18 protein-coding genes, 1 tRNA gene and 1 pseudogene are annotated in these 16,147 nt (G+C 64.0%); 5 read left to right on the top strand and 15 right to left on the bottom strand.

Going from position 1 to position 16,147, the window contains the following annotated elements; translation table 11 throughout:
* Nucleotides 1-16: 16 nt before the first annotated feature.
* The 4 genes from AB0L58_RS17415 to AB0L58_RS17400 form a co-directional block, all read right to left on the bottom strand.
* Nucleotides 17-289, bottom strand: coding sequence for a hypothetical protein (locus AB0L58_RS17415; RefSeq protein WP_364387672.1), 273 nt, complete (start codon nucleotides 287-289; stop codon nucleotides 17-19).
* Between the two features lie 346 nt (nucleotides 290-635).
* Nucleotides 636-797 carry a hypothetical protein gene (locus AB0L58_RS17410; protein WP_364387670.1) on the bottom strand — a complete coding sequence of 54 codons (162 nt, stop codon included), beginning with the start codon at nucleotides 795-797 and terminating at the stop codon, nucleotides 636-638.
* Between the two features lie 297 nt (nucleotides 798-1,094).
* Complete coding sequence (locus tag AB0L58_RS17405) at nucleotides 1,095-2,459, bottom strand: cytochrome P450 (protein ID WP_364387668.1); 1,365 nt, start codon at nucleotides 2,457-2,459, stop codon at nucleotides 1,095-1,097.
* A 193-nt stretch (nucleotides 2,460-2,652) separates the two neighbouring features.
* Entirely contained in the window at nucleotides 2,653-3,417 is a 765-nt protein-coding gene (locus AB0L58_RS17400; RefSeq protein ID WP_364387666.1) for a helix-turn-helix domain-containing protein, read from the bottom strand.
* Nucleotides 3,418-4,131: 714 nt separating this feature from the next.
* Here AB0L58_RS17400 and AB0L58_RS17395 point away from each other — a divergent pair.
* The gene (locus AB0L58_RS17395) at nucleotides 4,132-4,959 is read left to right on the top strand and encodes a helix-turn-helix domain-containing protein (protein WP_364387664.1); all 828 of its coding nucleotides are present in this window, start codon (nucleotides 4,132-4,134) and stop codon (nucleotides 4,957-4,959) included.
* 357 nt (nucleotides 4,960-5,316) lie between these two features.
* Here AB0L58_RS17395 and AB0L58_RS17390 read toward each other — a convergent pair.
* Nucleotides 5,317-5,571 (bottom strand): annotated as a pseudogene (locus tag AB0L58_RS17390) (IS3 family transposase); the annotation flags it as partial.
* 315 nt (nucleotides 5,572-5,886) lie between these two features.
* On the opposite strand from AB0L58_RS17390, the gene AB0L58_RS17385 reads away from it, so the two are divergent.
* Both AB0L58_RS17385 and AB0L58_RS17380 read left to right on the top strand, forming a co-directional pair.
* Nucleotides 5,887-6,141, top strand: a complete 255-nt coding sequence (locus AB0L58_RS17385) for a helix-turn-helix domain-containing protein (protein ID WP_357483477.1) — start codon at nucleotides 5,887-5,889, stop codon at nucleotides 6,139-6,141.
* 223 nt (nucleotides 6,142-6,364) lie between these two features.
* On the top strand, nucleotides 6,365-7,723 hold the full coding sequence (locus tag AB0L58_RS17380) for a site-specific integrase (RefSeq protein WP_364387661.1): 1,359 nt from the start codon (nucleotides 6,365-6,367) through the stop codon (nucleotides 7,721-7,723).
* Between the two features lie 90 nt (nucleotides 7,724-7,813).
* Here AB0L58_RS17380 and AB0L58_RS17375 read toward each other — a convergent pair.
* Both AB0L58_RS17375 and AB0L58_RS17370 read right to left on the bottom strand, forming a co-directional pair.
* Nucleotides 7,814-7,890 (bottom strand) — tRNA-Pro (locus AB0L58_RS17375).
* Nucleotides 7,891-7,982: 92 nt separating this feature from the next.
* On the bottom strand, nucleotides 7,983-8,738 hold the full coding sequence (locus tag AB0L58_RS17370; protein WP_364387659.1) for an acyl-ACP thioesterase domain-containing protein: 756 nt from the start codon (nucleotides 8,736-8,738) through the stop codon (nucleotides 7,983-7,985).
* Between the two features lie 112 nt (nucleotides 8,739-8,850).
* On the opposite strand from AB0L58_RS17370, the gene AB0L58_RS17365 reads away from it, so the two are divergent.
* Nucleotides 8,851-9,354 (top strand): hypothetical protein, encoded by a 504-nt coding sequence (locus tag AB0L58_RS17365; protein ID WP_364387657.1) that lies wholly within the window; start codon nucleotides 8,851-8,853, stop codon nucleotides 9,352-9,354.
* Here the strand turns inward: AB0L58_RS17365 and AB0L58_RS17360 are convergent.
* The 7 genes from AB0L58_RS17360 to AB0L58_RS17330 all read right to left on the bottom strand — a co-directional run bounded on the left by AB0L58_RS17360 (nucleotide 9,351) and on the right by AB0L58_RS17330 (nucleotide 14,368).
* Nucleotides 9,351-10,352 carry an LLM class flavin-dependent oxidoreductase gene (locus AB0L58_RS17360; RefSeq protein WP_364387655.1) on the bottom strand — a complete coding sequence of 334 codons (1,002 nt, stop codon included), beginning with the start codon at nucleotides 10,350-10,352 and terminating at the stop codon, nucleotides 9,351-9,353. The two genes, AB0L58_RS17365 and AB0L58_RS17360, sit on opposite strands and share 4 nt — an antisense overlap.
* Nucleotides 10,353-10,369: 17 nt before the next feature.
* A complete protein-coding gene (locus AB0L58_RS17355) occupies nucleotides 10,370-10,669 on the bottom strand; it encodes a metalloregulator ArsR/SmtB family transcription factor (protein WP_364387653.1) in 300 nt (99 codons plus the stop codon).
* 82 nt (nucleotides 10,670-10,751) lie between these two features.
* Entirely contained in the window at nucleotides 10,752-11,072 is a 321-nt protein-coding gene (locus tag AB0L58_RS17350; RefSeq protein WP_364387651.1) for an Lrp/AsnC ligand binding domain-containing protein, read from the bottom strand.
* A 22-nt stretch (nucleotides 11,073-11,094) separates the two neighbouring features.
* A complete protein-coding gene (locus AB0L58_RS17345; RefSeq protein ID WP_364387649.1) occupies nucleotides 11,095-11,280 on the bottom strand; it encodes a hypothetical protein in 186 nt (61 codons plus the stop codon).
* Between the two features lie 54 nt (nucleotides 11,281-11,334).
* Entirely contained in the window at nucleotides 11,335-12,750 is a 1,416-nt protein-coding gene (gene der, locus AB0L58_RS17340; protein WP_364387647.1) for a ribosome biogenesis GTPase Der, read from the bottom strand.
* A complete protein-coding gene (cmk, locus tag AB0L58_RS17335; protein ID WP_364387645.1) occupies nucleotides 12,747-13,457 on the bottom strand; it encodes a (d)CMP kinase in 711 nt (236 codons plus the stop codon). Before cmk ends, der begins: the two co-directional genes overlap by 4 nt.
* A 32-nt stretch (nucleotides 13,458-13,489) precedes the next feature.
* Entirely contained in the window at nucleotides 13,490-14,368 is an 879-nt protein-coding gene (locus AB0L58_RS17330) for a pseudouridine synthase (RefSeq protein ID WP_364387643.1), read from the bottom strand.
* Nucleotides 14,369-14,488: 120 nt separating this feature from the next.
* On the opposite strand from AB0L58_RS17330, the gene AB0L58_RS17325 reads away from it, so the two are divergent.
* Nucleotides 14,489-14,749 carry a hypothetical protein gene (locus tag AB0L58_RS17325; RefSeq protein WP_364387641.1) on the top strand — a complete coding sequence of 87 codons (261 nt, stop codon included), beginning with the start codon at nucleotides 14,489-14,491 and terminating at the stop codon, nucleotides 14,747-14,749.
* A 192-nt stretch (nucleotides 14,750-14,941) separates the two neighbouring features.
* Here AB0L58_RS17325 and scpB read toward each other — a convergent pair whose 3' ends face one another.
* A complete protein-coding gene (scpB, locus tag AB0L58_RS17320) occupies nucleotides 14,942-15,589 on the bottom strand; it encodes an SMC-Scp complex subunit ScpB (RefSeq protein WP_364388247.1) in 648 nt (215 codons plus the stop codon).
* Between the last annotated feature and the right edge of the window lie 558 nt (nucleotides 15,590-16,147).

Below are 16,147 nucleotides of genomic sequence, written 5' to 3'. Positions count from 1 at the left end.
CGTCAGGGGAGAAATATCAGAGGAACGGCACGATCAGAGACAGCGCTTGAGCCACGAGCGACAAACCGTTCGACAATACCGACAAGCCGATGTTCACCCACGATAGAACAACAAACGGATCCACGGATTTTCCCTTTCGATGCGGTTGAGGTTGCCTCTCCATCCAAACCGCGAAACCCGTTGCGAATCCAGACTTTTTACCAACAAGATCATCATATACAACCGCATTGCTCAATTCGCCGATCGATCTACCAGCGCAAACCTCACTATTTAACAATGCTGTTGTCAAAGAGATATTTCTCCCCACCACGACCGAACACGACCATTTCTTGATCCCCTCGCAGCACTCCCAGCCGCTCGGGAGACAACGTCTCGCTATCGTGCGGCGAAGACGACATTGCCACTACCAGCCGGAAGTGATGGAAACGGATCGCACACCATCTCGGCAACTCACGATCGCGTCGGGGCGAGTCCGCGTCTACGGGGTCGTATAGCCACGAGCGCGAGCACCGCATCCGTGATGGCGTTGTCATCCTCCGATCGTGATGCGACATATCGAGTCGTGGAGGACAGCGGCGGTTCAACTCCGTGCAACTCTCACCGCCCGCAGCGGTCCGCGCTCATTCGTCAGCCGATCAGCTTGCAGGCAAACAGGTTTCGTCGTAGGTGGCGATGATGGGCAGATGATATGAGCACACCAACTGATCCACTGCGGCAGCACCGGCTCTGCCGAATAGCGCCAGATCCTGTGGACTTTCGATGACCCGGTATTCGGTCAGCGCAGTGGAGGTTTCCATCGCGTCCGGCCGTCGCTTCGATCAGCCCTTGAACCAGTGACCGACCGTTGGGGACCAGGCTGCGCCGGCCGCGGCCGCCGCGTCGCCAAGCGTTTCAGCGACGGCGAAGACCTCGCTGGCCCGACGGTCGGCGGCCAGCAGCGGTTGTCTTCCTCGTCGTAGGTCCAAGTGCATTGGTGCACCGAGTCACGGTCCGGCGGCGGCCGGTTCTCGTATGGATCTAGATCGTAGGGTTTCCATCGCCGAGCCCCGTCGTCGTTGGTGTAGAACAGCTTTTCGGCGAACAGATGTTGTTGATCACTCGACGAGCGCGGGGACTTGTCGTGTGGTCACTCGCATCTGCACGCCATCGGGTACCGGTACCTGCGTCATCGACATCGAGATCGGCCGCTGCGTCGGCGACGACAGTCGCCACCGACCCGTGATTGTCGCCAATGCGAGCGCGGCCTCGATCAACCCGAACTGCTCGCCGATACATCGGCGCGCACCGAGACCGAAAGGGATGAACGTCTTGCGGTTTTGGTGCGGGTTGGTGTCTATCCAGCGGTCGGGGCGGAACTCGCTCGGATCCTCGTATGTCTGGTCGCTGCGATGAATGACATAAGGGCTCACCGCGATCTTCGTCCCGGCCGGAAGCATTATGTCGCCCAATTTGGCGTCCGCCGTGACCTGTCGAGTCAGCACCCAGGTCGGCGGGTACAGACGAAGGGTTTCGGTGATGATTCTGTTCGTGAGTGGGAGCGAGGAAAGGTCTGCGCGCGTCGCTGTGCGGCCACCCAGGACCGAGTCGACCTCCTCCTGTAACTGCTGCTGAACCTCGGGGTGCCGGTCGAGCAGGTACAACGCCCAGGTGAGGCAGCCAGCGGTGGTCTCGGCACCGCCCAAGAAAAATGTGAAGACTTGGTCGATCAGCTCGGAGTCGGTGAACTGTGCTCCGTCTTGTGCATCGCGGGCTTCCAGCAATGCCGACAAGAGATCGCCTCGGTCTTTTTGCTCGGCGCGTCGTTCCGCGATGACGGACGCGGCGAGTTGCCGTACGCGGCGGGCGGTGGCGTCGTAGCGCCGATTGCCGGGAGTGGGTATGCGATTGATTATGGCGGGCAATGCTGTCCGCCGGAACAACCCGTGCGCGATCGTGCTCAGATCTGTGGCAAATTGGCGAATTTGGTTGTCGGACAGCGACGTTGAGAATATGGCCTCTGTCGCAACTCGGAAGGTCATGGCCGATAGATCGACGCCCAGGTCGATTACCTGGCCGTCGTGCCATCCATGCACCGTGGTCTCGATCGAGCGGGTCATGCTCTCGACATACGACGGGAGCCGATCAGAGCGGAACGCGGGTTGGCAAAGGCGACGCTGCCGACGGTGCTTGTCGTGCGGACAGCTGCCGAGTCCGTCGCCGGCGATCTCTCGGGACCGGTCATAGAAGGGCCCTCCCTTGTCGTAGAGCTTGTCGTCGACGAACACCTGCGACGTCAGATCCGGATCGGAGACGAACACGACAGTGTCTGCCGCAAGCCGGATTCGGCACATCGGACCGTGCTCCGGCAGTGACGAAAGCAGTTCGAGGGGGTTTCGCATCAGCTTCAGACCATGTCCGATCAACGGCAGAGCACCCGAAACGAGAGGGATGCGGTCGAGGTCTGACTTTTCCACGTTCATAGGGGGTCCCCCTTCATCGGCTGGCTACTCCCCAGGTGAGCCGCAACAGTGCATTCGCCGGCAAGCAGAACAATCACTCGGGATGCTATCAACATTCGGATGTTCATAACATCCCAAATGGTGTCGGGTGCTGGGAAGGGGAACGTCGTGGTTGTGTCCGTGCCCGTGTCGCTGCCAGCTCGCCGGGTACTGATCAGGAGAGCGGTGGACCAGCGTATGGTCGTCGGATCGCCTGTTGGAAACGGATATCGCGGGTGTCGGGTAGTTCACCGACCTGAATGGACACCGAGAATGGCTCTCTGGTTACTGGATCTACCATGTGACACAGATCGTCAGGCTCACGGCCGTAGGCGACCTGGATTCCACCCTGCCAGCGATCGTTGAACTCGTTACTGGCGCGGAGTCGCTCGAGCAAGTCGATGGACTGGGGAGAGTCGCGGTAGCGACCGAGTCCCGCACGGACCAAAGCCATGAGCCCGGTTGCCTCGTAATCCCACTGCAGCGAAACATCTTTGGCAGGCGATCTAGCCACACCGGGTCGGAAATGCCACAGTGCGACGTTGTGGCCTGCGGCCACTATGTCGGGTTCTGCCCGGTAGAAGCTTTCGTTCCCGACAAGGACATTCCACAAGGGGTCGGTGAATACGCAAATGATGCCGACCTGGTCGAAGAACTTCAGTGCGGCAAGGCGATCCGGAGTGCTCACACGTTCGCGCAACTCCTCGATCGGTGCCAGCTCGATGGGCGGCTCGGCTAGCTCCCGAGTGAAGCGGGCTTGCATCTCGTCGAGCCGGTAGCCGACGATGAGCTGGTCCAGCACACCCCGAAGTGGGATGAGCCCTTCATTCTCGATCTGTTTGATGTAGGAATCGCTGATGCCGGTACGTGTCTCGGCGGACCTACGAGTGTGCTTCCGATGCTCACGCACCCTACGTAACCAGTCACCGAGGTTGGGCATCTCGGCCTTGTCAGATGTTTGGGCGCGACCACGCCGCTGAGGCATGGCTCGTCTTGCAGGAGTCGAGCTCACGTTGTCGTCCTCCCCGTCTTGTCATCGCTGCCAGAGATATTTCCTCGCCATAACGGGATGGCAGAAAGGTCACCGCAGACTCCCCCAAGCCACATCTGTCCTAGCAGACCTAGATCAATCCGGCAAACGCGGAATACCTTCATACGATTGCGAAAAAGTTGCTTCAGCGGTCGACACTTCGACTCTCCGAGCGGGTCTGCGATCGAGCAGAGCCTCACCGCCACGCAGCCTGCGGCCACCACGCTCGGGCGATCCATTGTTGCGCTATGACGTGACCTTGTTCTCCTGAACCCATGGTGCCGATACGCTGGAATGGTCACCACGGGTGGGCGTCGGCCGAAAGGCGCCAAGCAGCAGCGGCCGAGGATTTCCGGATGGACAAGGCTATTGCCAAATACCTGGATCCGTACTGGTCAGGATGGTCAGGCGTATGGGCAAAGAATTTGACTGGCAAAAACGTTGTCCCTTGAAAGGGTAGCGCCGCAACCATTTTCGAGGTTTTGATGGCGTAAGTGCGACTGTCGTGCTCGGCGCGTACCACGTCGCGTGCGGCGCAATCCGCGAGGGTTCGTCTCGGGGGTAACTCTCAATATTCGATCGCAGTCTTGCAGTGGAAGACACCAAAAGGGAGGGGACGTCCGCATGGACAGTCACAACCAAGGACGTGGTCCGGACCGCCGCCTACGCCGACGGCGCAGGCCTCGGTCGCAGCTGGCACAGATGCCGGACTTCTTCGAATGGATATGGGAGCTGCGCACACGCCAACATCTGAGCCGGGACAAAGCCGCTCCGCTCATCGGCATCAGCGCCTCCTACCTCACACAGATCGAAACCAAGCGCTACCCACCCGAACGTGAGGTCGTCGACGGACTCATCATCGGCTACGAACTCAACGACATGCAGGCCCGGCACCTGCGCGAACTATGGGAACCCGCAATAGATCTCGCACCACTGGACGAACTGCGAACCCGACTCATCACCTCCGGACAACTCGAGCTACTCAACTACCACGAACGCAACGGCCTGCTCGCCGTATACATCGACTACACCTGGCATGTCCTGGCCGCCAACCCGTCGGCAGTGCGCGCCTTTCCCGGACTCAACGCAGTCGGCGGCAGCATCCTGAGCTGGTTCTTCACCCCAACCGCGCAAGAAATCATCGTCGGTTGGGAACACGAGGCACCTCACATCGTCGCCACCGCCAAGGCCGTACTCGGCCGACACCGCACCGCCCCCAGAGCACAACACCTAATCGAACAACTCCGAAAAAGCAACGAGGTCAACCGGCTCTGGCGCGACAACATCGACGTCGCCTACGGCCGCCCCCCAACCGAGCTATTCCACTGGCGAGACCCCACCACCGGTGAACCCTTCTCCCTCAGCGTCCAGACAAGCGATCACTTCGGCACCCAAGACATCTTCCTATCGTGCGGCTTCCGACGGCCCTACTCCGGACCACCAGTCCAGTAGCCCCTGAAACCATTGGGCACAACCACTTTCAACCTCCACACGAAGCTTCTTCAACCAGACGAACCAACCAACCAAGGTCGGTGCAGACGGCCAAACGGCCGGTTGCACCGACCTGCGCCACTGACCAACCCCGCCTATCAGACTGTGCCTCCAAGCCGTACGGCATGTCATACACGAACACGCCGATGCACACCTCCAACACCGCACAACCGGCACTCGCAGACCCGAACCCTGCCACCGCCCCCTTCGCTCGGTCGCTCGTATCCGGCTGTCGACACCGGCGATCGCCCCGCCTACAAGCCGCAAGCTCAGATCAACACTGCGGCAACAGAATCGGAACATCGAATCGCTTGAGGATTCGATCGTCTGCTCCCGCTCGGCGATCTTGCGTTTCTGCTCACGGATCACCCGCGCCGACTCGGTCGAGACGCCCTCGGCCTCACCCGCGTCGACCGCGCCCTGACGGATCTACTTGCGCAGGGCCTCCGCGGTCGTGCCCAGCCGGGCCGAGACCGCCTTGATCGCGGCCCACTCACTGTCGTAGTCGTCGCGATGATCGACAACCAGCCGTACAGCCTTGGCCTTGATCGCTTCGTCGCACTTCGATGGCATGGTCTGCCCATCCTCCTCAACAAAGGAGATGAGCACCAAACCCGGCGGGATTCACATATCGGAATTGAGGCTGGTGAATTCTTGTCCGGGGCCGACTTATCACGTCGACAATGCGTCGCCGGGAAGACGATCGGATCGGGCCATGCCCCCACGTCGACGACGGCCAAACCTCGGCTCGGGACCGACACTCCAATAGCTGCTGGCGCAAATCAACAGGGCAGCAATAAGGCTGAAACGTCAACCAATTGCGACAGACTGGCGCATCCGACTCGAATCCTGTTCTATTGCAACAAGGGATGACTCACGGATCGGCCTGTGATTCGAGGCCGTAAGTTGAATCGGAAGAATTTTCTCGCTGCTGAGGACATACTGCAGCGTCTGCTGAACGAGCCGACCGTATCGGTCCCCGATGCAGCCCGGCTTCTCGGTATCGGCAAGTCCACCGTCTACGCTGCGGTCAAATCAGGCGGGGTGCCAGCTATTCGAGTCGGCAACCGAGTGCGAATCCCGTCGCGATGGGTGCGCCAGGTGCTCCAATTGCAGGCTGATCACGGCGACGACACCTCGTAGGATGCCCCGCCCGACCTCCGGATCCCCAGCATTCTCGCCGCCCACGGATGGCCTGTCACCTCCAAGCACCCGCACCAATCATCGCCGCCGACACCGTCTCTGAAGCGTTGGGCATGCATCCGACGCATCACCGGCATGTGCGCTGAACGACCACTGCCTGGGCAAGTTTCTCACTCGCCCCCGCCAGAAAGTAGAACCGGAATCGACCACCAGGAGTCATGAGATGACGAATAAGCCTGCCAGACGTGCCGAACCGATCAACAAGCGCACAGCCAAGAACGGCAAGGTGACCTACTGGTTCCAGGCCGACGTGGGCACCAAGCCAGATGGCAGCCGGGACCGGCAGCGGTTCACTTACGACACCCAGAGTCAGGCACGACGCGAATACCGCCGGATTACCACCGAAGTCGCTGCCGGAACCTACGTCAAACTGTTGGACATCACCGTGGACGAAGCGTGCGACCAATGGCTGCACAACCGACGCGGCATCCGCAGGATAACGCTGCAGGGATACCGCAACGATCTCAAGCCCGTCCGGCGCCGCATGGGCGGCAAGAAGCTGCGCCAGCTCACCAAGGCCGACGGGGACGCACTCGTGGAATGGATGCTGACCGAAGGCCGTGTCGACCCCCGGCACTACCGACCAGGCAGCCTGATGTCACAGGTAGCCGAACTCATCAGTCAGCACCCAGAGGGCATCACGGCGGCCAAAATCAAGGCCGCATTCCCGGACAAGGACATCCACACCTGCTTGTCCGGGCTGATCCGATCGGGACGTGTGACCCGACCCCGACGAGCGGTATACATCCTGGCCCACACAACGGAGAACGACGGGTCTCCGAGCGGCGTCAAACCGGTCACGGTGCGGGCTACCTTGACCACCTTCGGCATGGTCATGCAGTCCTACGTCGATCAGGGAGCCTTGCCGCGCAACGTGATCGCGCTCGTGGAACGCCCCACCGACGACTTCCGCGACGAGGACGACGAACAGTCCAAGTCATGGACCGTGGCGGAGGTCGGGACCTTCCGCGAATCGGTACGCCGCGAACGGCTGTACGCCTGCTGGCTCTTGTCCTGCTATGGCGCACGGCGCTCCGAAGTCCTCGGCATGCGATGGACACGCTTCGACGAATCCGCGCTGCGAGTGCGCAGGGGCCGTGTCGCCATCGGCAAGGAAACCGAAGAAAACCTGCCGAAGTCCCGGCGCAGCCGACGCGACCTTCCACCACCCCCTGATCTAGCGGAAGCACTCAACACACTGAAGGAGCTCCAGAAAGCCGAATGTGCAGCACTGGGCATCCCATGGTCCGATGACCGGCTGATCGCAGTGGACGAAGCAGGAGAGCCGATCCGACCGGAGCGCTACTCCGACACGTTTCAGCGACTCAGAGAACGCGCCGGGCTCCGGCGCATACCGCTCAAGGGGCTGCGCAATACCAGCGTAAGTCTGATGTTGGCGCTGCGCATTCCAGTGCACATCGTCGCGGCCTGGCACGGCCACGACCCTGCGGTCTCACTGGGCATCTACAGCGACGCCCAGCCAGAGGACCTGCGCGCCGCGGGCGCTGCGCTCTTCGGGTGACCTGAAAGCCCGCTCCCCGCATGTTGGCACGTTCTTGGCACGCTCGCGTATCCGAGAACGTGCCAAGCTGGGCGGAAACCGCCTCTGACCTGGTCGGGCTGACAGGATTTGAACCTGCGACCACCTGACCCCCAGTCAGGTGCGCTACCAAGCTGCGCCACAGCCCGTTGCGCCCGGTTTCGGGCGCTCGGAAAGATTACCTCAGGGGTGGGCCAGACACCGAATCGCCTGGTTATCGGTGTGGCGGGTGGGGCGGGAGTCAGCGTGGGGCGACGCGGGCGGCGGCGCGGAGGTCGTCGGCTACGGCGAACCAGGCGTCGAGGGTGCTGCCGGTGCGGCGGCCTATTACGCGGACCTGTTCGCCTGCTGTCAGCGGTTTGGTGTATTCGATGACGGTGCGGTGGGGGCCCGCGGTGAGGTCGGTGTGGGTGGCGAGGAGTTCCTCCAGGGCGCTGAGGTAGACGGCGTTGTTGACGTGGTCGAGCCAGTCGAAATCGGCGATGCGCAAGGGGAAGGTCAATTCCTGAACATCATCGGGGCCGACGGGGAGGGGATCGGTGAGTGCGGCTTTCCAGCGCAGGCGGTGTTCGGTGGTGCTGGCGAGCATCGGCGCCATGAAACGGTCGCTCATGCGGGCGGGGACGCCGGATTCGGTGCCGAAATGGATGAGGAAACCTTCGGTTTCGACCAGGCCACCTTTGCTGCCACAGATCTGTACGCGCATATTGCACCAGCGGTTGGAAAGGGCCGAGCACCAGCGACGCAGCGTGACATGTTCGCCGAATTCCACGGGTTTGAGAACGTCGATGACGGTGCGGCGGACCACCCAACCGCGGTGGGTATTGCCGTCCTCGACGGCCTCGAGGTGTTCGAAGCCGATGTCCTGTAGATAGCGGGCGATAGCGTCGAGACGCAAACGCTGATCCCGGTCGGTGTCGGCGAGCCGGACCGGCCATCCGGTCTCGAACGGGGCCCCGGCGGTAGGGCGTTCCGGTAGCACGCTGGGAATGACCATGAACGGATAATGCCAGGTCCCGACGCCTCGGCCGCACTCCGACCCGCGCGCATCGAAGCGCTCCCCGCCAGTGGTGATAGGTATCCGCACTCGTTTAAATAACGTTGAAGCTATGAGTTCCCCGGCCACGCCGTGGTCGAACCAGCCCAAGGGCCTCCCGAGCAGGGAGTCCAGCGGCGGCGCCGAGCTGGTCATCGACCCGGTGATACTCACCGCCATCACACTTCCGTCGAAGCGACGGCACTATCCGGACCTCGGCATGCTCATCGGAACCAGCTTCGCGGTCCTGCTTTCGTTGGTGGTCTATCTGTTCTTCGCGCCCTCGGGTTCGACACCGGCCCGAGAGTCGGCGGCCACCGCCCCAGCGAACGCAGTCCAGGTCAATCACGGGCTGACCATCGGCAAGGTCGCTGCCAATGACGGCAAGACGCTGGCGGTGGCGGGGATTCTGGGCGCCACCACGAACGTTCATGTCACGCCCAAAACCCAGGTACTGGTCATCACAGGCAGCAGCGTGTCGGATGTGGCGGTCGGTGCCGCGGTCGTGATCTACGGCACCAAGGAAGCCGACGGTGCCATCACCGCGAGTCTCATAGTCGGCGGTTCGCTGGATTAGGGAGCTACCGGCTCGGTAACGAGGCCGCCGGTGAGTTCGACGGACCGGAGTCGGTCATCGATTTCTGTGGCGTGGTGGGCGACGATGAGTTCGTCTGCATCGATGGAAGCCGCGAAATCCGCCAGGTACGAACGGACTTCGGCGGGTGTGCCGACGGCCGTGTACCGGGTCATCGCGCTGAGCTGGCTGCCGTTCGGCGAGGCGAGGAACGCATCGATCTCCGCGTCGGTGAAGTCGGCGCCAGCCGCGCCGCGCCGAATCATGGCTCGCGCGCGAGCACGGTAGGAGATCGTCTTCTGCGCCACCGCCGCATCGTGATCCTCGGCCGCGAACACATTGACGCCGGCCATCACATACGGCTCGGCCAGTTGCTCCGACGGCCGGAAGCTGTCGCGATAGACGTCGACCGCTTGGTGCAGCGCATCCGGCGCGAAGTGGGACGCGAAGGCGTACGGCAGGCCCAGCTGCGCGGCGAGCTGCGCACCGAACAGTGACGAACCCAGAATGTAAAGCGGCACAATGCCTTCCGCACGCGGCACGGCCTGCACACCGGGCACCCGTGAGTTGCCCGACAGATAGCCCTGCAACTCCAGCACATCCTGCGGAAACGAGTCCGCCGAGGCCGGATTGCGGCGCAGTGCGAACATGGTCTTCTGATCACTGCCCGGCGCGCGGCCGAGTCCGAGGTCGATCCGTCCGGGGAACAGCGTCTCCAGGGTGCCGAACTGCTCGGCGATCACCAGCGGCGAATGGTTGGGCAGCATGATGCCGCCCGCGCCGAGTCGAATGGTCTCGGTCTGCGCCGCGACGTGACCGATGAGAACGCTGGTGGCGCTCGACGCGATCGAACGCATGTTGTGGTGTTCGGCGTACCAGACACGTCGGTAACCGCTGCGTTCGGCAGTCCTGGCCAGCGCGACGCTGTTTTCGAAGCTGTCACGTGCGGTGCGGCCGGGCGCGATGGATGCCAGGTCGAGGATCGACAGTGCGGTGGGCATAGGAGTTCCTTCGTAGCTCAGAGAACGCGCTGGAGTTCTTCGGTGAAGGCCCGGATGCGGGCTTCGTCGCGGCGGTAATAGGTCCACTGGCCGCGTCGGGTGGCGCTGAGAAACCCGGCGCGCTGCAGGATCGCGAGGTGCGCCGATATGGTCGAGGCCGAGGTCCCCGCCTTCTGCTGGATGAGCCCGACGCACACCCCTAGCTCAGCGGTGTCATTGCCCCGCTCCGGGAAGTTCGTGTCCGGATCCTTGAGCCAGGCCAGGATGCGCAGGCGGGTTTCATTCGCCAATGCTTTGCACTCGTCGAGCACATCCACTTCCCTTCGGCATTTCGCTAATTAACGAATTTACGCCGGATGCGGCGGATCGGCATCGTGACGCAGCACACGCCCCCGAACGCTAGAGGAGCAGGGAGCCCGCGCGCTTGACGGTACGAATGATCGGAGCGGTTTCGAGCGTGGTGATGCCGGGCAGTTCGGCGATACGTTCGGTGAGGTAGCGACCGAGGTCCCGCGGATCGCGGCAGTTGACGGCCGCGACCAGATTGGTAGCGCCGGTGGTCACAGCGGCGAAGGAGACCTCGCGATGGCGGGCCAGCGCCGCACCGATGGCGACGGTGGCGGCAGGTCGGGTGGCGATCCAGAGCCTGGCCTCGGTGCCGAATCCCAGTGCAGCGGACGGGATATCGAGCTGAAAGTGCAGGATTTGGGCCGAACTCACCCGCGACCAGGCCAGACAACGCCTACTCGACGACGCCACCTTCCCCGACTCCTTCGTCGACATCCTCCTCGACGGCTACACCGAGATGCTGGCCGCACCCCGCCCGGAAACCACCTCGACCGTCGCCGATGTCACCGGCCGCCCGGCCCGTTCGCTGGCCGAGTGGGTAGCCGACCACCTCGCCGACTTTCGCTGACAGCGCGGCCATGCAACGGTGCCGGATGCGGAGGCCGTTGCCGCGCAACGACGTCCGTTGCAGGAGCTACTTCTTACGCTCCCGCTTTTCGCGCACGCGAACCGAGATACGAACCGGAGAACCGTCGAAGCCGAACTCCTCACGCAGGCGACGCTCCAGGAACCGACGGTAGCCCGCCTCCAGGAACCCCGTCGTGAAGAGCACGAAGGTCGGCGGCCGGGTGGTGGCCTGGGTGGCGAACAGGACGCGGGGCAACCGGCCACCGCGCATCGGCGGCGGTGTGGCCGCGATGACTTCCTTGAGCCAGGTGTTCAGCCGACCGGTGGAGATGCGCTTATCCCAGGATTCCAATGCGGTTTCCATTGCGGGAACGAGCTTTTGGACGGCGCGACCGGTATGCGCGGAGATATTGACGCGCTGCGCCCACGGCACCCGGACCATATCCCGGTCGACTTCCCTGTCGAGCTGCAGGCGACGATCCTCGTCGACCAGATCCCACTTGTTGAAGGCCAGCACGAGCGCGCGACCGGAGTCGGCGACCATGCTGATCACCCGCAGGTCCTGTTCAGTGATCGGCTCGGAGGCATCGATCAGCATGATCGCGACCTCGGAGGCCTCCAGCGCCGCCTTGGTGCGCAGCGACGCGTAGAACTCCATGCCACTGGCATGGGAGACCTTGCGACGCAGACCAGCGGTATCGACGAACTTCCAGATCTTGCCGCCCAATTCGACCAGCGAATCGACCGGGTCGACGGTCGTGCCCGCGACATCGTGCACAACCGAACGCTCATCACCGGAGAGCTTGTTGAGCAGGCTGGACTTGCCGACATTGGGCTTGCCAACCAGTGCGACCCGGCGCGGGCCGGTACCGCCGGTACCCTCCCGCGGGGTTTCCGGGAGGACTTCCAGCACATCGTCGAGCAGGTCACCGGTGCCGCGACCGTGCGCGGCGCTGACCATGCGCGGTTCGCCGAGACCGAGCGACCACAGCGCGGCGGCCTCGGACTCGACGCGTTCGTCGTCGACCTTGTTGGCGACCAGCAGCACCGGAATCTTGGCGCGGCGCAGCTTCTTCACCGCGGCCTCGTCGGTGGCCGTCGCACCGACCACGGCGTCGACCACGAGCAGGATCGCATCGGCGGTCTCCATGGCCAGTTCGGCCTGGCGGGCAACCGATTGCTGCAGGCCCTTGGCGTCGGGCTCCCAGCCGCCGGTGTCCTGGACGAGGAACCGGCGCCCCGCCCAATTCGCCTCGTAGGAGATGCGGTCGCGGGTCACGCCGGGAATGTCCTCGACAACGGCCTCACGACGACCGAGGATCCGGTTCACCAGGGTCGATTTGCCGACATTCGGGCGGCCGACGACTGCCACCGTCGGCATCGCGAGGTGTTCGTCCTCGCCGAACTCACCGTCGAGATCGGCTATCTCCCAATCGGATTCGTCACTCCAGACGCCATCCCCCGCAAGCACGTCTTCAGTCACTGTGTCCCACCTGTCCGGCCGATCGAAACCTGCCGCACCACAACGCGATACAGCTCGTCGATGACCTCATCCATATTCAGTTCGCTGGTGTCGACCTGCACCGCGTCGTCGGCCGGACGCAGTGGGGACACCGTGCGAGTGGAGTCGAGGGTGTCGCGACGCTGCACATCGGCGAGTACGCCCTCGTAGTCGTCGCCGCGGCCTTCGGCGATGTTCTGCTGGTTGCGCCGCTGCGCGCGCGCCTCGGCGGAGGCGGTGAGGTAGATCTTGGCGTCGGCATCCGGCAGCACAACGGTGCCGATATCGCGCCCCTCGACCACGATTCGCTGTGCGGCGGAAGCGATTTCACGCTGCGTGGCGACGAGCAGCTCACGCACCTCGGCCACGGCGGACACCGCGGACACCGCCTTGGTGACGGCATTGCCGCGGATCTCCGAGGAGACGTCCTCACCGTCGAGCAGGATCAGCTCCCGGCTGGGATCGGTGCCGATGGTCAGCGGCAGTTCCTTCACCGCGGCAGAGATCGCTGCCGAATCGGTCAGCTCGACACCCGCCCGCAGCACTCGCAGCGTCGCGACGCGGTACATCGCTCCGGTGTCCAGGTAGCTGGCGTCGAGCCGGTTGGCCAGTCGCCGCGACACACTCGACTTGCCGGTACCCGAAGGCCCGTCCATGGCAACGACGAGCGGTGTGCTGCCTTCGACCATCGCAGGGACCTCCACGGGAATCTCTACACCGTTCACAACGACACCGCCTCGTAAAGTTTGCCGACTTCATCGCGGCCGATCACGCGAAGCGTGCCGGGCCGCTGGTCGCCCAGTGCGACCGGACCGATATTGGTGCGCACCAGCCGGGTCACCGGATGGCCGACCGCGTCCAGCAGTCGGCGCACGATGTGCTTGCGTCCCTCGTGCAACACGATCTTGACCAGCGAACGTCCCTCGCCCAGTTCGAGCACCTGGAACTTGTCGACCTTGGCCGGACCGTCGTCGAGTTCGACACCGTCACGCAGGCGCTTGCCGACCGACTTGTGGACCTCACCGTTCACCGTTGCCAGATAGGTCTTGGGCACCTGGAACGACGGGTGCATGAGCCGGTGCGCAAGGTCGCCGTCATTGGTGAGCAGCAGCAGACCCTCGGTGTCGGCGTCCAGCCTGCCGACGTGGAACAGCCGCTGACCAGCCGCGATACGTTCGGCGACGATATCGCCGACGCATGGGCGGCCCAGATCGTCGGACATGGTGGACTGCCAGCCCTTTGGCTTGTTCAGCGCGATATGGACCAGTTCCTCGCGCACCATCACGCGGGTGCCGTCGACGCGGACCACGGCATGCTGCGGATCGATCCGCAGGCCCTGCTCGGTCACAATCGCGCCGTCGACCTCGACCCGGCCCTGGGCGATCATCTCCTCGGCGGCGCGCCGCGAGGCTACCCCGGCCTTGGCGAGGACCTTCTGCAACCGCTCACCCTCGCCCCACGGCAACTTCTCGTGGCCACCTTCGGCGGGCTGGTCGGTGTGCTGTTTCCTGGCGGGTTTGGCGTTGCTCAGCAGCGGTGCGGAGACGACCTTCTTCTGCGGCTTCGGATTCTTGGCCTTCTTGCCGACGGGCGTGGACATCGCAGCCGAACCGGGGCGGCGCGACGGATTGCCTTGCTGCGCAGTGCCTCCCGCTGCGTAGCCGCGCGAGCCCGCGCTGCGTGGTGCCGAACCGCCCCGAGCGTCGCCACGCGAACCGCGATGATCGGCGCCGCCCTGCGACGAGCCGCGATAACCCGAGCCACCGCGATTGCCGCTGTCACCGTGCGCCGAACCGCGATAACCGCCACCCTGCGACGTGCCACGTCGATCGGAGCCGCGCTCGGCGGAGCTGCGGTAGTCGCTGTCGCCCTGCGGCGAACGACGGTATCCGCCGCCGCCCTGCGAGGAACCGCGGTGGTCGCCGCTACGCGAGGAGCCACGCTGATCACCCTGCGACGAGCCGCGGTAACCGCCCTCTGAGCTCCCCCGATAACCCCCTTGCGAGGAGCCGCGCTCGGGGCCGCCCCATCCGGCCCCGCGCTGCGCACCTCCCCGTTGCGCCGAACGCATATCGCGTGCGTTCCGGCCTGCGCCGCCCCTGGTGGGCTGGTCGCTTCTGGTCCTACGATCCGGTGTGCCATCTCGGCGAGCGGGCGTATTCATGTTGTCCTGTCAGTCTTCTTCGGTACCGAGATCCAAATCGGTCTCGGCGGATTTCTTCAACCTGGTGTAACGGGGGTCCGTGTCCAGGCTCTCGTTGATCTCGTCGATCAGGTCGACGCCCGGCAGTAGGGGCGCCAGTGGCGGCAGATCGGACAGCGATGCGAGTCCGATCCGCTCCAGGAACAGTTCGGTCGTGCAGTACTGCGTGCCGTTCGTCTCCGGGTCGACCCCGGCCTCGGCGATCAATCCGCGAGCCAGCAGGGTTCGCATCACGCCGTCGACGTTCACGCCGCGCACCGCGCTGACCCTGGTCCGGGTCACCGGTTGGCGGTATGCCACCACCGCCAATGTTTCCAAAGCCGCCCTGGTCAATTTCGACCGGGCGCCGTCGAGCAGCATCCGTTCCACATACGGTGCGTACTCGCTGCGAGTATAGAAGCGCCACCCGTCACCCACGAAACGCAGATCGATGCCACTGGTCCGCGCGGACAACTCCGCCGCCATTTCGTGCAACACCCGCTCCACCCGCGCCGGTTTGTCCCGCAACGCGTCGGCCAGCAGCTCTACCGGGGCCGGAGCATCCACAATGAGCAGCAGCGCCTCCAACGCCGACCGGAATTCATCGTCATCCAGCGGTTCGGGCGTGAACTCCGCCACTTCATCGTCGGAACCGGCGTCTCCCTTCCTCTTCGTCACTTTTGCGGAGGCCGCGGCACCCTCGCCCCTACCGCTCGCCAGCGGCGTCTCGCTGACCCCGGGCCCTCCGACAGCTTCGATCCCACCGTCGCCTGTGCTCAGCGCTGCCTCCGCACTGATGCTCGACTCGGCCGCAGTCGGGGCATCCGCTTGGACGTTTCGACCACTCGAGCCCTCCCCTGCACCCGCGCCGCTCGGTGACGCTGTGTCCCCGACATTGTCTCCGCCCCCCTGCGAATCCGACGAAGCACCGCCGCCCATCCCCGCAGGCGCGGCGTCGTCGCGGCGCTCCCCGTGGCCACCCGACGACTTCGCCGCATCAGCACTCGAACTCGCCGCACTCACGAACACCCCGCCGCCAGCCCCTTCACCCGACGCGAGATGTACGCCTTCGACACCCTCACCATGTCTGCTCGGCGAGATCGTCTCGTCAACGTTTAATATCGCGGCACTCGTCGACGCCGTGTCCCCACTTCCAACCCCCGACGCGAGGTGCGTGTCTTCAATGCGCTCGCCGCG

It is taken from the genome of Nocardia sp. NPDC052112, from assembly GCF_040680135.1.
In the GTDB taxonomy this organism is placed as follows: domain Bacteria; phylum Actinomycetota; class Actinomycetes; order Mycobacteriales; family Mycobacteriaceae; genus Nocardia.
The sequence above is the reverse complement of the archived record's forward strand: the minus strand, read 5'-3'. Positions and strand labels throughout refer to the sequence as shown.

Excerpts from the sequence above, each read along its gene's own strand:
- AB0L58_RS17410 (WP_364387670.1), bottom strand. The coding sequence starts at position 797 with ATGGAAACCTCCACTGCGCTGACCGAATACCGGGTCATCGAAAGTCCA.
- AB0L58_RS17405 (WP_364387668.1), bottom strand. The coding sequence starts at position 2,459 with ATGAACGTGGAAAAGTCAGACCTCGACCGCATCCCTCTCGTTTCGGGT.
- AB0L58_RS17400 (WP_364387666.1), bottom strand. The coding sequence starts at position 3,417 with ATGCCCAACCTCGGTGACTGGTTACGTAGGGTGCGTGAGCATCGGAAG.
- AB0L58_RS17395 (WP_364387664.1), top strand. The coding sequence starts at position 4,132 with ATGGACAGTCACAACCAAGGACGTGGTCCGGACCGCCGCCTACGCCGA.
- AB0L58_RS17380 (WP_364387661.1), top strand. The coding sequence starts at position 6,365 with ATGACGAATAAGCCTGCCAGACGTGCCGAACCGATCAACAAGCGCACA.
- AB0L58_RS17370 (WP_364387659.1), bottom strand. The coding sequence starts at position 8,738 with ATGGTCATTCCCAGCGTGCTACCGGAACGCCCTACCGCCGGGGCCCCG.
- AB0L58_RS17365 (WP_364387657.1), top strand. The coding sequence starts at position 8,851 with ATGAGTTCCCCGGCCACGCCGTGGTCGAACCAGCCCAAGGGCCTCCCG.
- AB0L58_RS17360 (WP_364387655.1), bottom strand. The coding sequence starts at position 10,352 with ATGCCCACCGCACTGTCGATCCTCGACCTGGCATCCATCGCGCCCGGC.
- AB0L58_RS17345 (WP_364387649.1), bottom strand. The coding sequence starts at position 11,280 with ATGGCCGCGCTGTCAGCGAAAGTCGGCGAGGTGGTCGGCTACCCACTC.
- cmk (WP_364387645.1), bottom strand. The coding sequence starts at position 13,457 with ATGGTCGAAGGCAGCACACCGCTCGTCGTTGCCATGGACGGGCCTTCG.
- AB0L58_RS17330 (WP_364387643.1), bottom strand. The coding sequence starts at position 14,368 with ATGTCCACGCCCGTCGGCAAGAAGGCCAAGAATCCGAAGCCGCAGAAG.
- AB0L58_RS17325 (WP_364387641.1), top strand. The coding sequence starts at position 14,489 with ATGATCGGCGCCGCCCTGCGACGAGCCGCGATAACCCGAGCCACCGCG.